15 protein-coding genes are annotated in these 17,192 nt (G+C 63.7%); 9 read left to right on the top strand and 6 right to left on the bottom strand.

The window, feature by feature from the left end:
- Window positions 1-66 precede the first annotated feature (66 nt).
- Together secG and tpiA are read right to left on the bottom strand one after the other, a co-directional pair.
- Window positions 67-555, bottom strand: coding sequence for a preprotein translocase subunit SecG (gene secG, locus NKJ88_RS12770; protein ID WP_023693455.1), 489 nt, complete (start codon window positions 553-555; stop codon window positions 67-69).
- Window positions 556-751: 196 nt separating this feature from the next.
- Window positions 752-1,522, bottom strand: coding sequence for a triose-phosphate isomerase (tpiA, locus tag NKJ88_RS12765; protein ID WP_023688559.1), 771 nt, complete (start codon window positions 1,520-1,522; stop codon window positions 752-754).
- A 147-nt stretch (window positions 1,523-1,669) separates the two neighbouring features.
- Here tpiA and NKJ88_RS12760 point away from each other — a divergent pair, with 147 nt between their 5' ends.
- From NKJ88_RS12760 to NKJ88_RS12740, 5 genes are read left to right on the top strand one after another with little or no spacing between them, the layout of a single operon-like run.
- Window positions 1,670-3,565, top strand: a complete 1,896-nt coding sequence (locus NKJ88_RS12760; RefSeq protein WP_352444199.1) for a peptidylprolyl isomerase — start codon at window positions 1,670-1,672, stop codon at window positions 3,563-3,565.
- A 31-nt stretch (window positions 3,566-3,596) separates the two neighbouring features.
- Window positions 3,597-4,607 (top strand): anthranilate phosphoribosyltransferase, encoded by a 1,011-nt coding sequence (gene trpD, locus NKJ88_RS12755; RefSeq protein WP_023712346.1) that lies wholly within the window; start codon window positions 3,597-3,599, stop codon window positions 4,605-4,607.
- A 3-nt stretch (window positions 4,608-4,610) separates the two neighbouring features.
- On the top strand, window positions 4,611-5,423 hold the full coding sequence (trpC, locus tag NKJ88_RS12750) for an indole-3-glycerol phosphate synthase TrpC (RefSeq protein WP_023684711.1): 813 nt from the start codon (window positions 4,611-4,613) through the stop codon (window positions 5,421-5,423).
- Window positions 5,424-5,425: 2 nt separating this feature from the next.
- Window positions 5,426-5,908 carry a cyclic pyranopterin monophosphate synthase MoaC gene (moaC, locus tag NKJ88_RS12745; RefSeq protein WP_023684710.1) on the top strand — a complete coding sequence of 161 codons (483 nt, stop codon included), beginning with the start codon at window positions 5,426-5,428 and terminating at the stop codon, window positions 5,906-5,908.
- Entirely contained in the window at window positions 5,909-7,114 is a 1,206-nt protein-coding gene (locus NKJ88_RS12740) for a molybdopterin molybdotransferase MoeA (protein WP_023806111.1), read from the top strand.
- Between the two features lie 45 nt (window positions 7,115-7,159).
- Here NKJ88_RS12740 and NKJ88_RS12735 read toward each other — a convergent pair whose 3' ends face one another.
- Complete coding sequence (locus tag NKJ88_RS12735; RefSeq protein ID WP_352444196.1) at window positions 7,160-7,990, bottom strand: hormone-sensitive lipase; 831 nt, start codon at window positions 7,988-7,990, stop codon at window positions 7,160-7,162.
- A 166-nt stretch (window positions 7,991-8,156) separates the two neighbouring features.
- Here NKJ88_RS12735 and NKJ88_RS12730 point away from each other — a divergent pair, with 166 nt between their 5' ends.
- Together NKJ88_RS12730 and kynA are read left to right on the top strand one after the other, a co-directional pair.
- A complete protein-coding gene (locus tag NKJ88_RS12730; protein ID WP_352444194.1) occupies window positions 8,157-9,782 on the top strand; it encodes an AMP-binding protein in 1,626 nt (541 codons plus the stop codon).
- The gene (kynA, locus tag NKJ88_RS12725; RefSeq protein ID WP_023748414.1) at window positions 9,779-10,615 is read left to right on the top strand and encodes a tryptophan 2,3-dioxygenase; all 837 of its coding nucleotides are present in this window, start codon (window positions 9,779-9,781) and stop codon (window positions 10,613-10,615) included. The genes NKJ88_RS12730 and kynA overlap by 4 nt, the downstream gene beginning before the upstream one ends.
- A gap of 106 nt (window positions 10,616-10,721) precedes the next feature.
- On the opposite strand, the gene kynU is transcribed toward kynA, so the two are convergent.
- Window positions 10,722-11,966, bottom strand: a complete 1,245-nt coding sequence (gene kynU, locus NKJ88_RS12720) for a kynureninase (RefSeq protein WP_023824873.1) — start codon at window positions 11,964-11,966, stop codon at window positions 10,722-10,724.
- A gap of 168 nt (window positions 11,967-12,134) precedes the next feature.
- Between kynU and NKJ88_RS12715 the strand changes: the two genes are divergently transcribed.
- Together NKJ88_RS12715 and lexA are read left to right on the top strand one after the other, a co-directional pair.
- Complete coding sequence (locus NKJ88_RS12715) at window positions 12,135-12,899, top strand: GntR family transcriptional regulator (RefSeq protein ID WP_023824872.1); 765 nt, start codon at window positions 12,135-12,137, stop codon at window positions 12,897-12,899.
- A gap of 204 nt (window positions 12,900-13,103) precedes the next feature.
- Window positions 13,104-13,886: a transcriptional repressor LexA gene (lexA, locus tag NKJ88_RS12710; RefSeq protein WP_023712350.1), complete on the top strand. Its 783-nt coding sequence runs from the start codon at window positions 13,104-13,106 to the stop codon at window positions 13,884-13,886.
- On the opposite strand, the gene NKJ88_RS12705 is transcribed toward lexA, so the two are convergent.
- Both NKJ88_RS12705 and arr read right to left on the bottom strand, forming a co-directional pair.
- Complete coding sequence (locus tag NKJ88_RS12705) at window positions 13,880-16,336, bottom strand: ComEC/Rec2 family competence protein (RefSeq protein WP_352444191.1); 2,457 nt, start codon at window positions 16,334-16,336, stop codon at window positions 13,880-13,882. The genes lexA and NKJ88_RS12705 overlap by 7 nt on opposite strands.
- A 111-nt stretch (window positions 16,337-16,447) precedes the next feature.
- A complete protein-coding gene (gene arr, locus NKJ88_RS12700; protein WP_023696562.1) occupies window positions 16,448-16,864 on the bottom strand; it encodes an NAD(+)--rifampin ADP-ribosyltransferase in 417 nt (138 codons plus the stop codon).
- Window positions 16,865-17,192 lie beyond the last annotated feature (328 nt).

Genomic DNA, 17,192 nt, shown 5'->3' with positions numbered 1-17,192 from the left:
TGATCGTGTGCCATTTGCCGCGACTGTGTTGAAACAACAACAGATCGCGGCATCTGACGCTACCGACTACTGGTTCGGAACCTGCGGTGTCACCGGCAAGGTAACGCCATTGGTAGCCGGCGGCGTAGCCGAATCGGTTGCAGGTGGCGTCGCCGGAGATGGAGCCGTCGCCGGGGCCGTGGTGGCGGGCGGCGTGGTGGCGGCGCCGTTGGCCGCGGGCGCGGCCGGTGCGGTGTTGCCCGAAGGCGGCGTCGGCGCCGTCGTGCCGGGCAACTGATTGAGCACGCCGTTGCCGCTGTCGGCCGGCACGCGGTCGAGAATGTCGATCGGTTTTTCGCCATAGCGGGCAACGATCGAGAGTGTCAGCGACGTCACGAAGAAGGCCGCGGCCAGGATCGCCGTCGCCCGCGTCAGCGCATTGGCGGCGCCACGCGCGGTCATGAAACCGGAACCGCCGCCAATGCCGAGACCACCGCCTTCGGAGCGTTGCAGCAGCACCACGCCGACAAGGGCGAGCACGACCATGAGGTGGATGACGATCAGTACGGTTTCCATATTTTATCCTGGCAAGCCCTGCCGCTCCCTGGCGATCAGGGCCGGTGATTTGGAGGCGGCTCCATACAATGCTTTAACGGCATTTCCAAGCCCGTGGCCGGAATATGGGAAGCAATGCGCCCTTTGCAACGATTTCCGCCGAACTGCTGCGTTCATAAGTCTATGACCGAACTGGTCGGCAACGAAATTCCGGGGCCTACGAGATATTCTGGTATGCCTCGGCGATGGCGAGAAAGTCGGACGCCTTCAGGCTGGCGCCGCCAACCAGCGCGCCATCGACGTTTTTGACGCCTAGCAGTTCGACAGCGTTGGACGCCTTGACCGAGCCGCCATAGAGGATGCGCATCTTGCCGGCCACGGCTGCGCCGAGCGCTTCCGCCAGTTTTTGGCGGATATGCGCGTGCGCCTCCGCCACGTCTTCGGCGGTCGGCGTCAGGCCGGTGCCGATAGCCCATACCGGCTCGTAGGCGATAACGGTGTTGGCGGGCGTTGCGCTCGGTGGCACCGAGCCGGCGACCTGGCGCGATAACACGTCGAGTGCTGTGCCCGCTTCGCGCTCGGCCTTGGTCTCGCCGATGCAGATGATGGCGACGAGCCCTGCCCGCCACGCCGCCGAGGCCTTGGCGAGGACGATGGCATCGTCCTCGCTGCGCTGTTCGCGGCACTCGGAATGGCCGACAATGACGTGGCTGGCGCCCGCATCCTTCAGCATCTCGGCTGAGACACAGCCGGTGAAGGCGCCGCTTTCCTTGATGTGGCAGTCCTCGCCACCGGCCCGCACCGGCGTGCGCGACAGGATTTCGACGGCGCGCGACAGCAAGGTCGCCGGCACGCAGACCAATGCTTCGGTCTCTGCGTCGAGCCCGCTCATGAAGCCGTTGCCGATCATCCTGAGCTCGTTCAGCGAAGCGCTGGTGCCGTTCATTTTCCAGTTGCCGGCAACGAGCGGTCGAATTCCTGGCGTCATGGGGATCTGGTTCTCCGGGCGACATTGGGGTCTCGCCCTCCCTATCAAAATCAGGCCACAAAGCAATCGACAGTGAGCCGGAAGGGCGCTATTGCGCTTGTTTCAGACTCGGGCGCACGCAAAACTGCGCAAAAATCGGAAGTAACAATGCTTGGTATATTGAGAAGCGCGGCAGGGACCTGGGTCGCGAAAGCCCTGCTGTCGCTGCTGGTGTTGAGTTTCCTTGCCTGGGGCGTCACCACGCGGATGACGGGCGGCTTCCTGGCTGGCCATCATGCGGTGATCACCGCCGGCAGCACCACCGTGTCGATCACCGAATACCGCCTCGCCTACGATCGCCAGATCGCCATGCTGCAACAGCAGATCGGCCAGCGCATCAGCCGCGACCAGGCCAAGGCCTATGGCATCGACAACCAGGTGCTGGCTCAGTTGGTGTCCGGCGCCGTCCTCGACGAACAGGCGCGCAAGCTCGGGCTTGGCTTCTCCAAGGACAGGCTGGCCGAACTGACGCGGCAGGAACCCGCCTTCCAGGGCCCGAATGGCCAGTTCGACCGCCGGCTGTTCGAATCCCGCCTGCGCGAACTGGGAATGCGGCCGGAGGATTATCTGAAGAACCGGGCTCAGGTGGCGGTGCGCCAGCAGATCGTCGAAGCGGTTTCGGACGGGCTCAAGGCTCCGGATACCTTCTTCAAGGCAGTTGCGCTCTATCGCGGCGAAGACCGCACCATCGACTATCTGATCTTGCCAAAGGCGTTGGTGGAGCCGATCGAGGCGCCATCCGACAGCGTGCTTCAGGCTTATTTCGAGGCCAACAAGAAAACCTACGCGGCGCCAGAATACCGCAAATTCTCCTATGTCCGGCTCGAGCCCGAAGACATCATGGATGTCAGCGCCGTAACGGACCAGCAGGTCAGCGACGACTACAACAAGAACAAGGGCCGCTACACCAAGCCGGAAATGCGCACCATCGAACAGCTGGTGTTTCCTTCCGCGGACGCCGCCAAGGCGGCATCCGATTCGCTGAAGACGGGCGCCACTTTCGACAAGATCGTCACCGCGCAGGGCAAGACCCCGGCCGACACGCTGCTCGGCACGCTCTCCAAGGATAAGATCACCGACAAGGCGGTCGCCGATGCCGCATTCGCGCTTGCCGTCAACGAAGTCAGCCCGGTCGTCCAGGGCGCGTTCGGTCCGGTGCTTTTGCGCGTTACCGAGATCAAACCGGAAACGGTGAAGCCGCTGGCCGAAGTGTCAGACCAGATCCGCAAGGATCTGGCGCTTGGCGAAGCAAGCCGCATCCTGCTCGACGTGCACGACAATTACGAAGACACCCGCGCCGCCGGCAGCACGCTGGCCGAAGCCGCCGCCAAACTCAAGCTCAAGGACGTTACCGTCGAGGCCATAGACCGCACCGGCCTCAAGCCGGACGGCACCATCATCAAGGACCTGCCGGCATCGCCGGACCTCATCAAGGCGGTGTTCGAGGCCGAGCCCAACACCGAGAATCAAGCCCTGACCACCCCTAACAACGGCTTCGTGTTCTATGAACTGACATCGATCACGCCGGCTCGCGACCGCACGCTGGACGAAGTCCGCCAGCGCGTGGTGGCGGACTGGACGACAGAGGAAACGACCAAGCGGCTGACCGCGAAAGCAGACGAACTCGACAAGCGCCTCAAGGCTGGCACCACACTCGACGTCATCGCCGGCGAACTGAAGCTTGAAAAGCAGACCAAGCGCGGCGTGAAGCGCGAGGCCGACGATGTCGATTTCGGCAAGGAGGGTGCTGCTGCGATGTTCGGCGTCGGCGAAGGCGGCACCGGGCTGATCCCCTCGCCCACCGGCGACGGCCAGATCCTGTTCAAGGTCGCCGAAGTGTTCGAGCCGGCCGGAGCCGACGCCAGCTCGGTACCCGACGATGCGCAAAAATCCTTCACGCAAGGCATGTCCGACGATCTGCTCGACCAGCTGGTGGCGCAGTTGCAGACGCAGTACGCCGTCAGCGTCGACCAGGCCGCCGTTTCCCAAGCCCTCGCCCAATGAATGGCCTTAGCCCAATGAACGTCTTGGCCCAATGAGCGCCCTGAAGACCCATATCGCCAAGGTCGCCACGGGAACCGGGCTTACCTTCGAGGAAGCGCGCGAAGCTTTCGACATCATCATGTCTGGCGACGCGACGCCGGGCCAGATCGGCGGCTTCCTGATGGCGTTGCGCGTGCGCGGGGAGACCGTGAGCGAGATTTCCGGCGCCGTCGCCACCATGCGTGCCAAGATGCTGCGCGTCGAAGCTCCTGAGGGCGCCATCGACATTGTCGGCACGGGCGGCGACAATTCGCATTCAGTCAACATCTCGACCGCTTCGGCCTTCGTCATTGCCGGCTGCGGCGTGCCGGTCGCCAAGCACGGCAATCGCGGCCTGTCGTCGCTGACGGGCGCTGCCGACGTGCTGGTCGCGCTCGGCGTCAAGATCGATATCCCGCCAGAGGTGATCGGCCGCTGCATCCAGGAGGCCGGCGTCGGCTTCATGTTCGCGCCGGCGCACCACCCGGCGATGAAGCATGTCGGCCCGACCCGCGTCGAGCTCGGCACGCGCACCATCTTCAACCTGCTCGGACCGCTGTCCAATCCGGCCGGCGTCAGCAGGCAGATGGTCGGCGTGTTCCTGCCGGAATGGATCGTGCCGGTGGCCGAGACATTGAAGGCTTTGGGCACCGAGCATGCCTGGGTGGTCCATGGCGACGGCTATGACGAAATCACCACCACCGGCGAAACGCAGGTGGCGGAACTGGCCGGCGGCGAGATCCGCCATTTCACGCTCACCCCGGAAGCCGTCGGCCTGCAGCGCCACACCAAGGACGAGTTGCGCGGCGGCGACGCCGCCTACAATGCCACGGCGTTGCGCGACATGCTGAGAGGTGCTGCCGGGGCCTATCGCGATACGGTGCTGATGAACGCCGGCGCCGGCATGGTGGTGGCCGGCAAGGCGACGACGCTTGCCGACGGCATGGCCGCGGCCACACAGGCCATCGACAGCGGCCGGGCGCTGGGCGTGCTCGACAGGCTGGTCGAGATTTCGAACGGATGAGCCGTGGCTGACATTCTGCGCAAGATCGAGGCCTACAAGCGCGACGAGATCGCGGCGGCGAAGGCGCGGATACCGTTGGCCGAGATCAAGGCGCGAGCCAAGGATGCCGACGCACCGCGTGGCTTTCGGAGGGCACTTGAGGCGAAGCGCAGATCGGGCAGCTTCGGCCTGATCGCCGAGATCAAAAAGGCAAGCCCATCCAAAGGCTTGATCCGTGCCGATTTCGACCCGCCCGCACTGGCGCAGGCCTATGAGAAAGGCGGCGCCGCCTGTCTTTCGGTGCTGACCGATGCGCCATCCTTCCAGGGCGCGCCGGAATTTCTCACCAATGCACGCAAGGCAGTATCCCTGCCCGCGCTGCGCAAGGATTTTCTGTTCGACCCTTACCAGGTCTACGAGGCTCGCGCATGGGGCGCCGATGCCATCCTGATCATCATGGCCAGCGTCGATGATGCCTTGGCGAGCGAATTGGAAGCGACCGCGTTCGAACTCGGCATGGACGCGCTGATCGAGGTGCATGACGAGGCCGAGACGCAGCGCGCGGTAAAACTCTCGTCGCAGCTGATCGGCATCAACAACCGCAATCTCAGAACATTCGAGACCAGCCTCGAGACCTCGGAACGGCTGGCATCGATGGTGCCGGGCGGCCGATTGCTGGTCAGCGAGAGCGGAATTTTCACCCACGACGATTGCTTCAGGATGCAAAAGACCGGCATCAGCACCTTCCTCGTCGGCGAGAGCCTGATGCGGCAAGAGGATGTCGCTGCGGCAACGCGGCTGCTTTTGACAGGCAAGGCGAAAGCAGAGGCCATCTGAGGATGGCAGCCGCCCTCACCCATCTCGGCGCCAAGGGCGAGGCCAACATGGTCGATGTCGGCGAGAAGGCGGAGACGACGCGCACGGCGGTCGCCGAGGGCTTTGTCTCGATGCGGGCCGAAACCCTGAAGATGATCCTCGACGGCGACGCCAAGAAGGGCGATGTGCTGGGTACCGCGCGCATTGCCGGCATCATGGCTGCCAAGAAAACGCATGAGCTGATCCCACTCTGCCATCCGCTGCTTTTGACCAAGGTGTCGGTCGACATCGAACCGGACACCACGCTGCCCGGCCTCAGGGTCACCGCGCTCGCCCGCGTCACCGGCAAGACCGGGGTCGAGATGGAGGCGCTGACCGCGGCATCTGTCGCGTGCCTGACCATTTACGACATGGCCAAGGCGGTCGACCGCGCCATGGTGATTTCCGGTATAAAGCTGGTGGAAAAGACCGGCGGCAAGTCCGGCGACTACAAGGCGGGTTCGTAAATGGCGCTGGTTCCAGTCGCCGAGGCGCTTCAACGCCTACTCGACGGCGCTGTGGCGTTGCCCGGTGAAAGCGTCGCGCTGGCGGATGCGGCCGGCCGGGTGCTGGCGGAGCCGGTCGTGGCGCTGCGTACCCAGCCGCCTTTCAATGCATCTGCCATGGACGGCTATGCCGCACGGGCGCAGGATGTGGCGACCCTCCCGGCGAGGCTTTCGGTGATCGGCACGGCGCCTGCAGGGCGCGGCTTTGACGGCGCTGTCGGCAAGGCGGAAGCCGTGCGCATCTTCACCGGCGCGCCGCTGCCTGAAGGCGCAGACACTATCGTCATCCAGGAAAATGTTCGCGATCTCGGCGGTGGCCGGATCGAGGTCACCGAACCGACGGCGAAGAACCGCAACATCCGCCGCCTTGGACTGGATTTTGCCCAAGGCGACGTGCTGCTGGAGAAAGGCCGCGTGCTCGATCCGGCTGCATTGTCGCTGGCGGCGTCGGCCAATCATCCCCGGTTGAACGTGGTGCAACGGCCGCTGGTCGCCATCATCGCCACCGGCGACGAATTGCTGCCACCGGGCAGCGAACCTGGCCCCGACCAGATCATCTCGTCCAACGCCTATGGCGTCGCTGCTGTGGCGCAGTCGGTCGGCGCCCGCGCCCTCGATCTCGGTATAGCGGCCGATCGCAAGGAAGCGATCGCGGCGCTGGTGAAAAAGGCGGTCGATGCGAAAGCCGACGTCATCGTCACGCTCGGCGGCGCCTCGGTCGGCGACCATGATCTCGTTCATGACGTGCTGACCGGCGAAGGCATGAACCTCGACTTCTGGAAGCTCGCCATGCGCCCGGGCAAGCCGCTGATGTTCGGGCGGCTGGGCGATATCAGGTGCATCGGCCTGCCCGGCAATCCGGTGGCGAGCCTGGTCTGCTCGCAATTGTTCCTGAAGCCGCTGTTGGCGCAGCTCGGCGGCCGTCCCCACCGGCAGGACATCCGCCAGGCTCAGCTTGGCGCCGCGATGCCGGCCAATGATCTAAGGCAAGACTATGTGCGCGCCGTGGTCCGGGAAGAAGCCGGCGCATTGGTGGCGACACCATTCGGCATCCAGGATTCCTCGATGCTGAGAATGCTGGCCGACGCCAACGGCCTGATCGTGCGCGAGCCCTTCGCTCCGGCGGCAGAAGCAGGCGCCGCTTGCAGCGTTCTGATGTTGCGCTGAAGGTCGCGGATCCAAACCGTTAATTCCAAGAGACAAGACTGGTTGTTACTCCGCCAGCAATGTCCGCGTCAGCGGATGTGTCGGATCGGCAAGCCCGTCGACGATGCTGAAATGATGCCGGTCCGGCTCGACCACTGTGCTGGTCGTGGCGCCGAGGCCGATCCAGATGTTGGCAAGCAGCGCATTCTGGCGCAGGAACTCCGCCCGCTCACCGCCGCCGGCCCAGCAGGTGATGCGTGCGCCATCCATCGGGCGCAGCAGCGCCGGGCTTTCGGCCAGTGCTTCCGCTTCATCGATGGCCAGTGTCCCATTCATCCCGGTGCGCATGATTGGCCGCAGGTCATGGACGCCGGAGATCGAGACGACATTGCGCACGCGGCCCGCCACATCGGCGGCCAGGGGTGTCGTTGTCGTCACCATCCTGGAGGCGAGATGGCCGCCGGCGGAATGCCCGGTCAGGATCACCGGCCCGCCGACCATCGTCGCCGCCTTGCCGATCGCCGCCGCGATTTCCCTAACGATGCCGGAAATGCGTGTGTCGGGACAAAGCGTGTAAGTCGGCATTGCCACGGCAAAGCCATTGGCAACCGCGCCGTTGGCCAGATGCGACCATGGCTTGTTGTCGAACGCCTTCCAGTAACCGCCATGGATGAAGACGACGAGCCCTTTGGGCATGACATCGGGAAGGAACAGATCGAGCCTGTTGCGCGGGCTGTCGCCATAGGCGATGTCGAGCTTGGCCCGACCGGACGCCGACATTGTGTCGCGAAAAGCCTGTGCCGGTGTGTCCCACGCGGCCGGCCAGCGATTGCTGCCGGCAATGTTGTCGCCGTTGGCGTAGGCATTGTCCCAATCGGCAACACGATGTTGGAGCATCTGCATCCCTCCCGGATGGCTTCAGTTCAGTCGACAGGAATGGCCGCCGAACAGGGCGGCGTCAATGCTGCGACCTAAAAACATTTTAGGCTTGAAACAAATTTCGACTGGTGCGATCCTGCGCCTTGTTCAGCCATGGGCGCGAGGCAGACAGGGGCAGCCGAAAATGCTTGGGCCATCAGCGCATATCGACACATTCACGCGCGACAACCTGCCGCCGCCGGAGCAATGGCCGGAGTTTTTGCTCGACGGCTTCGACTATCCCGACCACATAAATGCCGGCGTCGAATTGACCGACAGGCTGGTCGAAAAAGGGTTCGGCGACCACACCGCGCTGATCGGCAATGGCCGCCGCCGCACCTACAAGGAACTGTCCGACTGGACCAACAGGCTCGCCCATGCCCTGGTCGAGAATTATGGCGTCAAGCCGGGCAACCGGGTGCTGATCCGCTCGGCCAACAACCCGGCCATGGTCGCCTGTTGGCTGGCCGCCACCAAGGTTGGCGCGGTGGTCGTCAACACCATGCCGATGCTGCGCGCCGGCGAACTCGCCAAGATCGTCGACAAGGCGGAAATCACGGTTGCGCTTTGCGATACAAGGCTGATGGACGAGATGACCGCCTGCGCCAAGGGCAGTGCGTATCTCAAGCAGGTCATTGGCTTCGACGGCACGGCCAACCATGACGCGGAACTCGACCGCGCCGCCCTCGACAAGCCGGTCACCTTCACTGCCGTCGACACCGGCCGCGACGATGTCGCCCTGCTCGGCTTCACCTCCGGCACCACCGGCGTGCCGAAGGCGACGATGCATTTCCACCGCGACCTGCTGATCGTCGCCGACGCCTATGCCCGCGAAATCCTGGAGGTGACGCCCGACGACATCTTCGTGGGCTCCCCGCCCCTTGCCTTTACCTTCGGTCTTGGCGGGCTCGCCATCTTCCCGCTGCGTTTCGGCGCCGCGGCGACGCTGCTGGAACAGGCGACGCCACCCAACATGATCCACATCATCGAGACCTACAAAGCGACCATTTCCTTCACCGCTCCAACCGCCTATCGGGCCATGCTCAAGGCCATGGATCAAGGCGCTGACCTGTCCTCGCTGCGCGTCGCGGTTTCGGCGGGCGAGACGCTGCCGGCGCCTGTCTTCGAGGAATGGACTGAGAAGACCGGCAAGCCGATCCTCGATGGGATCGGCGCCACCGAGATGCTGCATATCTTCATCTCCAACCGCTTCGACGACATGAAGCCGGCCTCCACCGGCAAACCCGTCGGCGGCTATCAGGCACGCATCGTCGATGACGAGATGCGGGAGCTGCCGCGCGGCTCTACTGGCCGGCTGGCGGTGCGCGGCCCGACCGGCTGCCGCTACATGGCCGATGCCAGGCAAAAGGACTATGTCCGCGATGGCTGGAATCTCACCGGCGATACGTTCACGCAGGACGAGGATGGCTTCTTCCACTTCGCCGCGCGTTCCGACGACATGATCGTCAGCGCCGGCTACAACATCGCCGGCCCCGAGGTCGAAGCGGCGCTGCTCTCGCATCCCGACGTCGCCGAATGCGCGGTGACCGGCGCCGAGGACGGTGAACGCGGCCAGATCGTCGAGGCGCATATCGTGCTTGTGCAAGGTGTTTCGCCGGACGCATTGACCGTCAAACGCCTGCAGGACCACGTCAAGGCAACGATCGCGCCCTACAAATATCCGCGTTCGGTGAAGTTCATCGACGCCTTGCCCAAAACCCAGACCGGCAAGATCCAGCGCTTCCGGTTGCGCGCGGAGAAGAGCAATTGATTAAGCCGCACGATCCGGCGTCCGATGGCGCGCAGATGTCGTTCAAGGAGCGGATGTCCTACAGCGACTATCTGCAGCTGGACAAGGTGCTCGATGCGCAGGCGCCGCTGTCTTCGGCCCATGACGAGATGCTGTTCATCATCCAGCATCAGACATCGGAATTGTGGATGAAGCTCGCTTTGCACGAGATCGGCGCCGCGATCCGCTCTATCCGCGCCGACCGCCTCGAACCGAGCTTCAAGATGCTGTCTCGCGTCGCGCGCATCTTCGAGCAGCTCAACAATGCCTGGGACGTGCTGCGCACGATGACGCCAAGCGAATACACCGAGTTTCGCGACGCGCTCGGCCAATCCTCGGGCTTCCAGTCGTGGCAGTACCGCGCTATCGAGTTCATGGCCGGCAACCGCAACCTAGCCATGCTCGGGCCGCACAAGCACCGGCCCGATCTTACGGACAGGCTGGAAGCGATCCTGGCCACGCCGTCGCTGTACGACGAGGCGCTTCTGCTTTTGGCGCGCAATGGCTTCGACATCGGCGCCGATGCCGGGCGCACGGACTGGCGCGAGACGCGCGTCGAGAACGAAGACGTGCTGGCTGCCTGGCAAACCGTCTACCGCGACCCGCAGCGCTACTGGATGCTCTACGAACTGGCCGAGAAGCTGGTCGACTTCGAGGATTACTTCCGCCGCTGGCGCTTCAACCACGTCACCACGGTCGAGCGCATCATCGGCTTGAAGCGCGGCACGGGCGGCACCTCAGGCGCCTCCTATCTGAAGAAGATGCTGGAGGTTGTGCTGTTTCCGGAGCTCTGGACGGTCCGCACCCGGCTCTAGAGCATTTCACCGTTTAACGTAAACGGCGAAATGCTCTAGCTCTTTGATTTGACGCAATTGCGGACGGAAAACCGCTTCACACTTTTCCTGAAATTGCTCTAGTTCCTCAGGTGACCGCGGTCTTCACCGCGAAGCGGGCGTCCTGCCAGGCGCCGGTGCGCAGAATATCCTCCAGGACTTCGACCGCCTGCCAGACATCGCCATATCCGACATAGAGCGGCGTGAAGCCGAAACGGATGGTCGACGGCGCCCGGAAATCGCCGATCACGCCGCGCTCGATCAGCGCGCGCATCACCTGATAGCCATGCGGATGGAGGAACGACACCTGGCTGCCGCGCTGGCTGCCGTCGCGAGGACTTTCCAGTTCAAGCCCGTAGGCGCCGCATCTGGCTTCGACGAGCTGGATAAACAGGTCGGTCAGCGCGATGCTTTTTCTGCGCACCGCCGCCATATCGACGTCGTTCCAGATATCGAGCGCGCCCTTGAGCGCCCGCATCGACAGCACCGGCTGCGTTCCGCACAGGAAGCGGCGAATGCCGCTGCCGACGGCAAAGCCCTGCTCGAAGGCAAACGGCCGCGCATGGCCCCACCAGCCGCTGAGCGGCTGGCTGATATCACCATGGTGGCGCTCGGCCGCGTAGATGAAGGCCGGCGAGCCCGGGCCGCCATTGAGGTATTTGTAGGTGCAGCCGACAGCGAAATCGGCATTGGCACGGTCGAGTTCGACCGGCAAGGCGCCGGCGGTGTGGCAGAGATCCCAGATGATCAGCGCGCCGGCGTCATGTGCCTTGCGCGTCAGCGCCGCCATGTCGCGCAACTGGCCGGATTTGTAGTTGACGTGGTTGACCAGGATGACGGCAACGCTGTCGTCGATCAGGTCCTCGATTGCGGCCGCGTCGACGCCCTCCAGCCGCAGCCGCGTTCCCGGCCGGGTCGAGGCGACGCCTTCGGCCATGTAGAGGTCGGTCGGGAAACTGTCGCCCTCGGCAACGATGACCGACCGATTCGGCCGCATGCCGAGCGCGGCGTGCAGCAGCTTGTAGATGTTGATCGAGGTTGTGTCGCAGACCACCGTCTGCCCGTCAGCCGCGCCGATCAGTCGTCCGAGCTGATCTCCCAGTTCCACCGGCATGTTGAACCAGCCAGCCGTGTTCCAGGCGCGAATGAGGTCGTGCGCCCATTCCTGCGTGGCGGCCTGTTGCAATTCGCTGAAGACGGCTGGTGACGCGGCACCCAGCGAATTGCCGTCGAGATAAATCACGCCTTGCGGTAAGACAAAGCGTCCACGCATGGAGCGCAGCGGATCGGCGGCATCCATTGCTTCGATTGCAGCGAGATCGGGTGTCATCATGATCCGGCGCCCCTCCATGGACAAACGCGCGCGGCGGAGCCTGCCCGCCCAAACATGCCGGCGATCTTGAGTGGTCGCCCTTGAGCTGTCAAACATTATATATAATTCACCCATTGAAAGGCTTTGATATATAATACTCAGCCGAGCGTTTATGTCTGATGGATCACGATGCTGGATGACGAGCAGACCTCGAAGACGGAAGTGGCCTATCGCCTGCTCAGGCGCGATATTCTTGCGACCCGGCTGGCGCCTGCCGCGCCGTTGAAGCTGAGCACGCTGCGCAACACCTACGGCATCGGCTGGACGCCGTTGCGCGAGGCGCTGTCGCGGCTGGAGGCGGAACGGCTTGTGACCGCCATCAGCAACCGCGGGTTTGCGGTCGCTCCCGTCTCTCGGGCGGAGCTCGAGGATTTGGCGCGTGCGCGGCTGGTGGTCGAACTGCCCCTGCTGGTGGAATCGGTCGAGAAGGGCGACCGCGAGTGGGAAGACGCGGTCGTTGCCGCCCACTATCGTCTCTCACGGTGCGGGTCTGTTCTCGACGATCCATCGGATGATGCGGTCGACGCGTGGTACGAAAAACACGAGGCCTTCCATGCGGCGCTGCTCAGTGCCGCGACATCCAGCTGGCTGCTGCGCTTCAATGCAACGATTTCCGACCAATTGCATCGCCATCACCGCTTTCTGGGTCTGGCCCCGACGCTGCGCGCCGCCGCCGGCCGCACGGATGGGCACCGGAAGGCCGTGGCGGCCCTGCGCGACGCCGTGGCGATCGAACACCATACCGCCCTGATGGAAGCGGCCCTCGATCGCGACGTCGAACGTGCGAAAACTCTGATGACCGCTCACATCGGCTACACGCTGCGGGTCTATGCCCAGAGCGAACCCGGCGCGGATGCTGCGCAGCCCCGTCCGAAAAGGAAGCGGCGATCGTAGCCGACGACGCAGGCCACTTGTCTTCGTTTCACCCCGTTGCTGGCAACTGGGCGCAGGCGGCGCTCGCAGCGCCGAACGTTACGCTGAACAAAACGTCAACACATTCATTAAACTTTAAAAGGTTGCGGAACACAACTGGAACAGATAGTGTTTGTTCTGGGTTTGTTTTTTCTGATTCTGGTTTCAGAACCCTTGGGGGCCGCGATGCTGACGCGCAAACAACATGAGCTTCTGATGTTCATCCATGAACGCCTGAAGGAGAGCGGAATCCCGCCGTCCTTCGACGAGATGAAGGAAGCGCTCGACCTCGCCTCCAAGTCCGGCATCCACCGACTGATCACAGCGCTTGAGGAGCGCGGTTTCATTCGCCGGCTGCCGAACCGGGCGCGCGCGCTGGAAGTGCTGCGGCTACCCGACTCGATCGCACCAGGCCTCAACGCGGCGAGGAAGTTTTCGCCGAGCGTCATTCAGGGCAGTCTTGGTCAAGCCGGCCAAGGGCAAGGCGGCCAGGGACAAGGCGGGATGGGCCAAGGCGGTCTCGGCCGCCAGATCAGGCCGGGCTCGCCGTCGCGTTCGATGTCTGCCGGCAATGACGATGCCGTTTCCTCGATTTCAATCCCGGTGATGGGACGCATCGCCGCCGGCGTGCCGATCGACGCCATCCAGCATCAGACCCATTCGATCTCGGTGCCGCCCGACATGATCATGGGCGGTGAACACTACGCGCTCGAGGTCAAGGGCGATTCGATGATCGAGGCCGGCATTTTCGATGGCGACACGGTCATCATCCGCAATGCCGACACAGCCAGCCCCGGCGAGATCGTGGTGGCGTTGGTCGACGATGAGGAAGCGACCCTGAAACGCTTCCGCCGCAAGGGCGCCTCGATCGCCCTGGAAGCCGCCAACCCGGCCTACGAGACCCGCATTTTTGGACCGGACAGGGTGAAGGTGCAGGGCAAGCTTGTCGGATTGATCCGGCGCTACTGAGCCGGCTTGGGTTTGTACTTTTCACGCTGGTTGTAAGGCGGCAGGCCGCGCGCGTCGCGGGAGAAGCGGCGTTGCTCGTGCCAGGGGCGATACGGCTTGTCGACGGCGAACCGGATGGTTGGCGCTGCCGCTGCCGATTGCGGATCGAAGAAGACGGCGGCGCTGCCGTCGCGGGCCAGCTGTTTCTTCGTCACGACCAGGACCAGCGGGTCGCGGCACGGATTGTAGGCGGTGGCGTCATCGATGACGATCAGGCTCGCGAAGGCACAGGCCGGCCGCGCCGTCTTGCGGTCTTTCGCAAGAGCTACAATGGCTCCGGAAGGGTGTCGAGCGATACAGAGATCGCCGGTGCAATAGAAGGGCGAGCCGGGCGGCAGATCGAGCGGATCGAGATCGAACCGCGTATCTGTTGCCTCGAAAATCTCGGGCGGGACAATGGTTTCGGCCCGCAGCGCCCGTTTCCAATTGTCCGTGGTGAATTCGTTGGAGCGTTCGCGGTTGAGGGCGAGTTCGCCGCCACCGATCGGCATGGCCACCAAATGTGCGTCCTCGGATATGAGCACGTCGGGCGTAAGCACCTGCGGCACCGTCAACAGGCCGGCCAGCGCGAAAGGCACGGCCGCCAGCCTGAGCCAGGTGGTGGCCATGGTGGCGATGACGAGGGCGACTGCCACCAACAGCACCGAGCGGATGGAGATCAGCCCGACGGCGTCGACCGGCGAGCGCTCGGAAATCCAGGCCGATATAGCGATCATCGCCATCAGACCCTTGCCCATCACATAGAGGAACGGCCCGTCGGCGCCGAACGGCATCGCCAGTGCGCTGAGCACGGCAAAGGGCATGACGATCAACGAAACAATCGGCATCACGGCCAGATTGGCGATCAGGCTGAGCGGCGACACACGCTGAAAATGCCAGATGGCGAACAGCAAGGTTGCACTGCCGGCGATGATCGAGGTCATGGCGAGGCCGCCCATGGCCAGCGCGAATTTTCGCGACAGGAAGCCGACGAAGGAGCGCTTTGCCAGCGGCGTTCTCACCTTGTCGGCGCGGTAATCGGCCCAGCCGGCATAGGCGCCGACAAGGGCGGCTGTGGCGGCAAACGACATCTGGAAGCTGGGACCGACCACCTCGTGCGGCGACACCAGGATGACGGCAATGGCGGAGATCGCCAGATTGCGCATGGTGAGCGCGGCACGATCGAAGAGTACCGCGACCAGCATGACCGCTAGCATGATGAAACTGCGCTCGGCGGCGACCACGATGCCTGAAATGACGAGATAGGCGGCGATGGAGACGAGTGCTGCCACTGCTGCATATTTCTTGACTGGGCGGCGCGAAGAGAAATCGGGAAACAGCGCAAAGGCGCCACGCAGCAACGCCATGATGGTGCCGGCAACCAGCGCCATGTGCAGGCCGGAGATGGAGATGATGTGGTAGATGCCGGTGCGCCGCATCGCTTCGTTGACCTCGTCCGGGATGCCGGCGCGCACCCCGACAATCAACGCCGCGGCAATCTCGCCTTCGGCGCCGCCGATCTTGCCCCTGATATGGTCGGCAATGTTTTCGCGCGCGTTCTCGATTGCCGAGGAGAGCCGCGCGGTCAGCGGCGGCGGCCCCTGCGTAGCAATGGTTTTCGGATTGCCGAGAAAGAAGCCGCTGCCGCCGATACCGGTGAAATAGCTGTCGAAGGAGAAATCGTAGCTCTCCGGCCGCACCGGACCGGTCGGCGGCAACAGCCTGGCATAGCCGGTGATCAGGGAGCCGGCGGTCATATCGGCGGGAACGGTCCGCGCCGAGAGCCTGACCCGCTCCGGGGCGTAACGCAGCTCGGGGTAAGCGGTCGAAACCACGTCGAGCGTCAGCCTGATGCGGCCGCTTTCCATCTGTTCGAGACTGACGACGCGGCCGGTCAGCCGTGTCTGAATCTCGGAGCCGAGCATCTGCGTTCCGGCGCGCCAGGTCTCGACTTTGGCGGCGACGACGCCGAGCGCGCACAGCATCGCGGCCATGCAGAACAGATGCGTCCTCGGCCGCGATCGCGTGGCGACAGCGCAACATGTCGCCAGCACCACAATGGCGATTGGCTGCGCAAAGCCCGGCTCGCCGGCCAGCGAGAAATAAATGATGACGCCGGCCGCCAGGAAAACCGGCACCAGCAGGAAGGCGACGCCCCGGTCGAGCTCCGTGTTGGCGGCCACGGCAAGGCTGCGGCGGAGCGCGGGCCATGACGGACGGCGAAGCCGTCTGCGCAGACGGGCGATAGATCCGGGCGCTGTGACTTGCGCCGGCAACGCGTGACCGGGCAGCGCAGGCGCGACGCCGGGATGCGGCTCAGGGAGCGCGAGGGGCAGCGGCTCGGCATAGGGACTATCGGCAAACAGCGAGCGTTCGCTGACGCTTGCCTCGGCGCCTTCGCCTTCCTTCGTGCCCCGGCCACGTCCAGCCATCGGGTCTGCCCCTTGCGCCCCAGACCCCTATGCTACATGAACGCGCAAAGCGCGAAAGTCCGCGTGATCGCGTCCACCGCGCCGGAATTGACCATCACTCGCCAAGGACGCTCAATCCTCAATCATATCCCGGCCCTCCGCCCTCAGGCGAGCAAGCCCATCGTGCATTGCCTTCAATTGTTCGGGTGTATGACCCTGCCATTCAGCGAGCTCCCCCAGGATGAGTAACGGATCACGGGAGCGGTAGGATTTCGTCGGATTACCGGGAAATTTTTTATCGGTCAGGTTAGGGTCATCCATGAAAAACCCCGTCGGCTTTACGATGTAAATCCTTTGACGACCGTCACCCGTTGCAAGCTCTGCTCCCCAGATGGCGGCTTCCAGTGTCTGGGTGAAATAGATCCATGACAGTGGTTTACCTCTGAAATTGGAAGGGTGGCCGACGCTCAGCAGATCCCCGGGTTTCAAATCCGCCCGGGTGCCATGGTAGAACGGATCACCCTCCGTATGGTCGGCGTTTCTGGTCATCGGTAGTCCTTCTTTCAATCATGCTTCCTTAGTGGCGAGACCGGACTGCACACAGTTGCGGTGTTCACGATAATGATTGCAGAAAGGTCAATATGCGTGACCAAGCCAACGCTGTCACGGCGGCTTTGTAGTCGGGCAGTGCCGCCTCCGTGAAGAAATGTCCGCTCGTCAGAGGAGGCTACCACCGTCGCAGCGATGTTCCAGGCACTGTGACGGACGCTGCAGCCGAATGAAACCCAGACATTGACGCTGCTGCCAAACGAGGTTGCGCGGAGGTGCGAACAGATTTTGTGCTACAAGGCTCCGGCGCCCGTTGACGCAACCGATA

This window comes from Mesorhizobium sp. M0016 (assembly GCF_040324035.1).
Lineage (GTDB): Bacteria > Pseudomonadota > Alphaproteobacteria > Rhizobiales > Rhizobiaceae > Mesorhizobium.
This window is presented reverse-complemented; position numbering and strand designations above follow the sequence as displayed.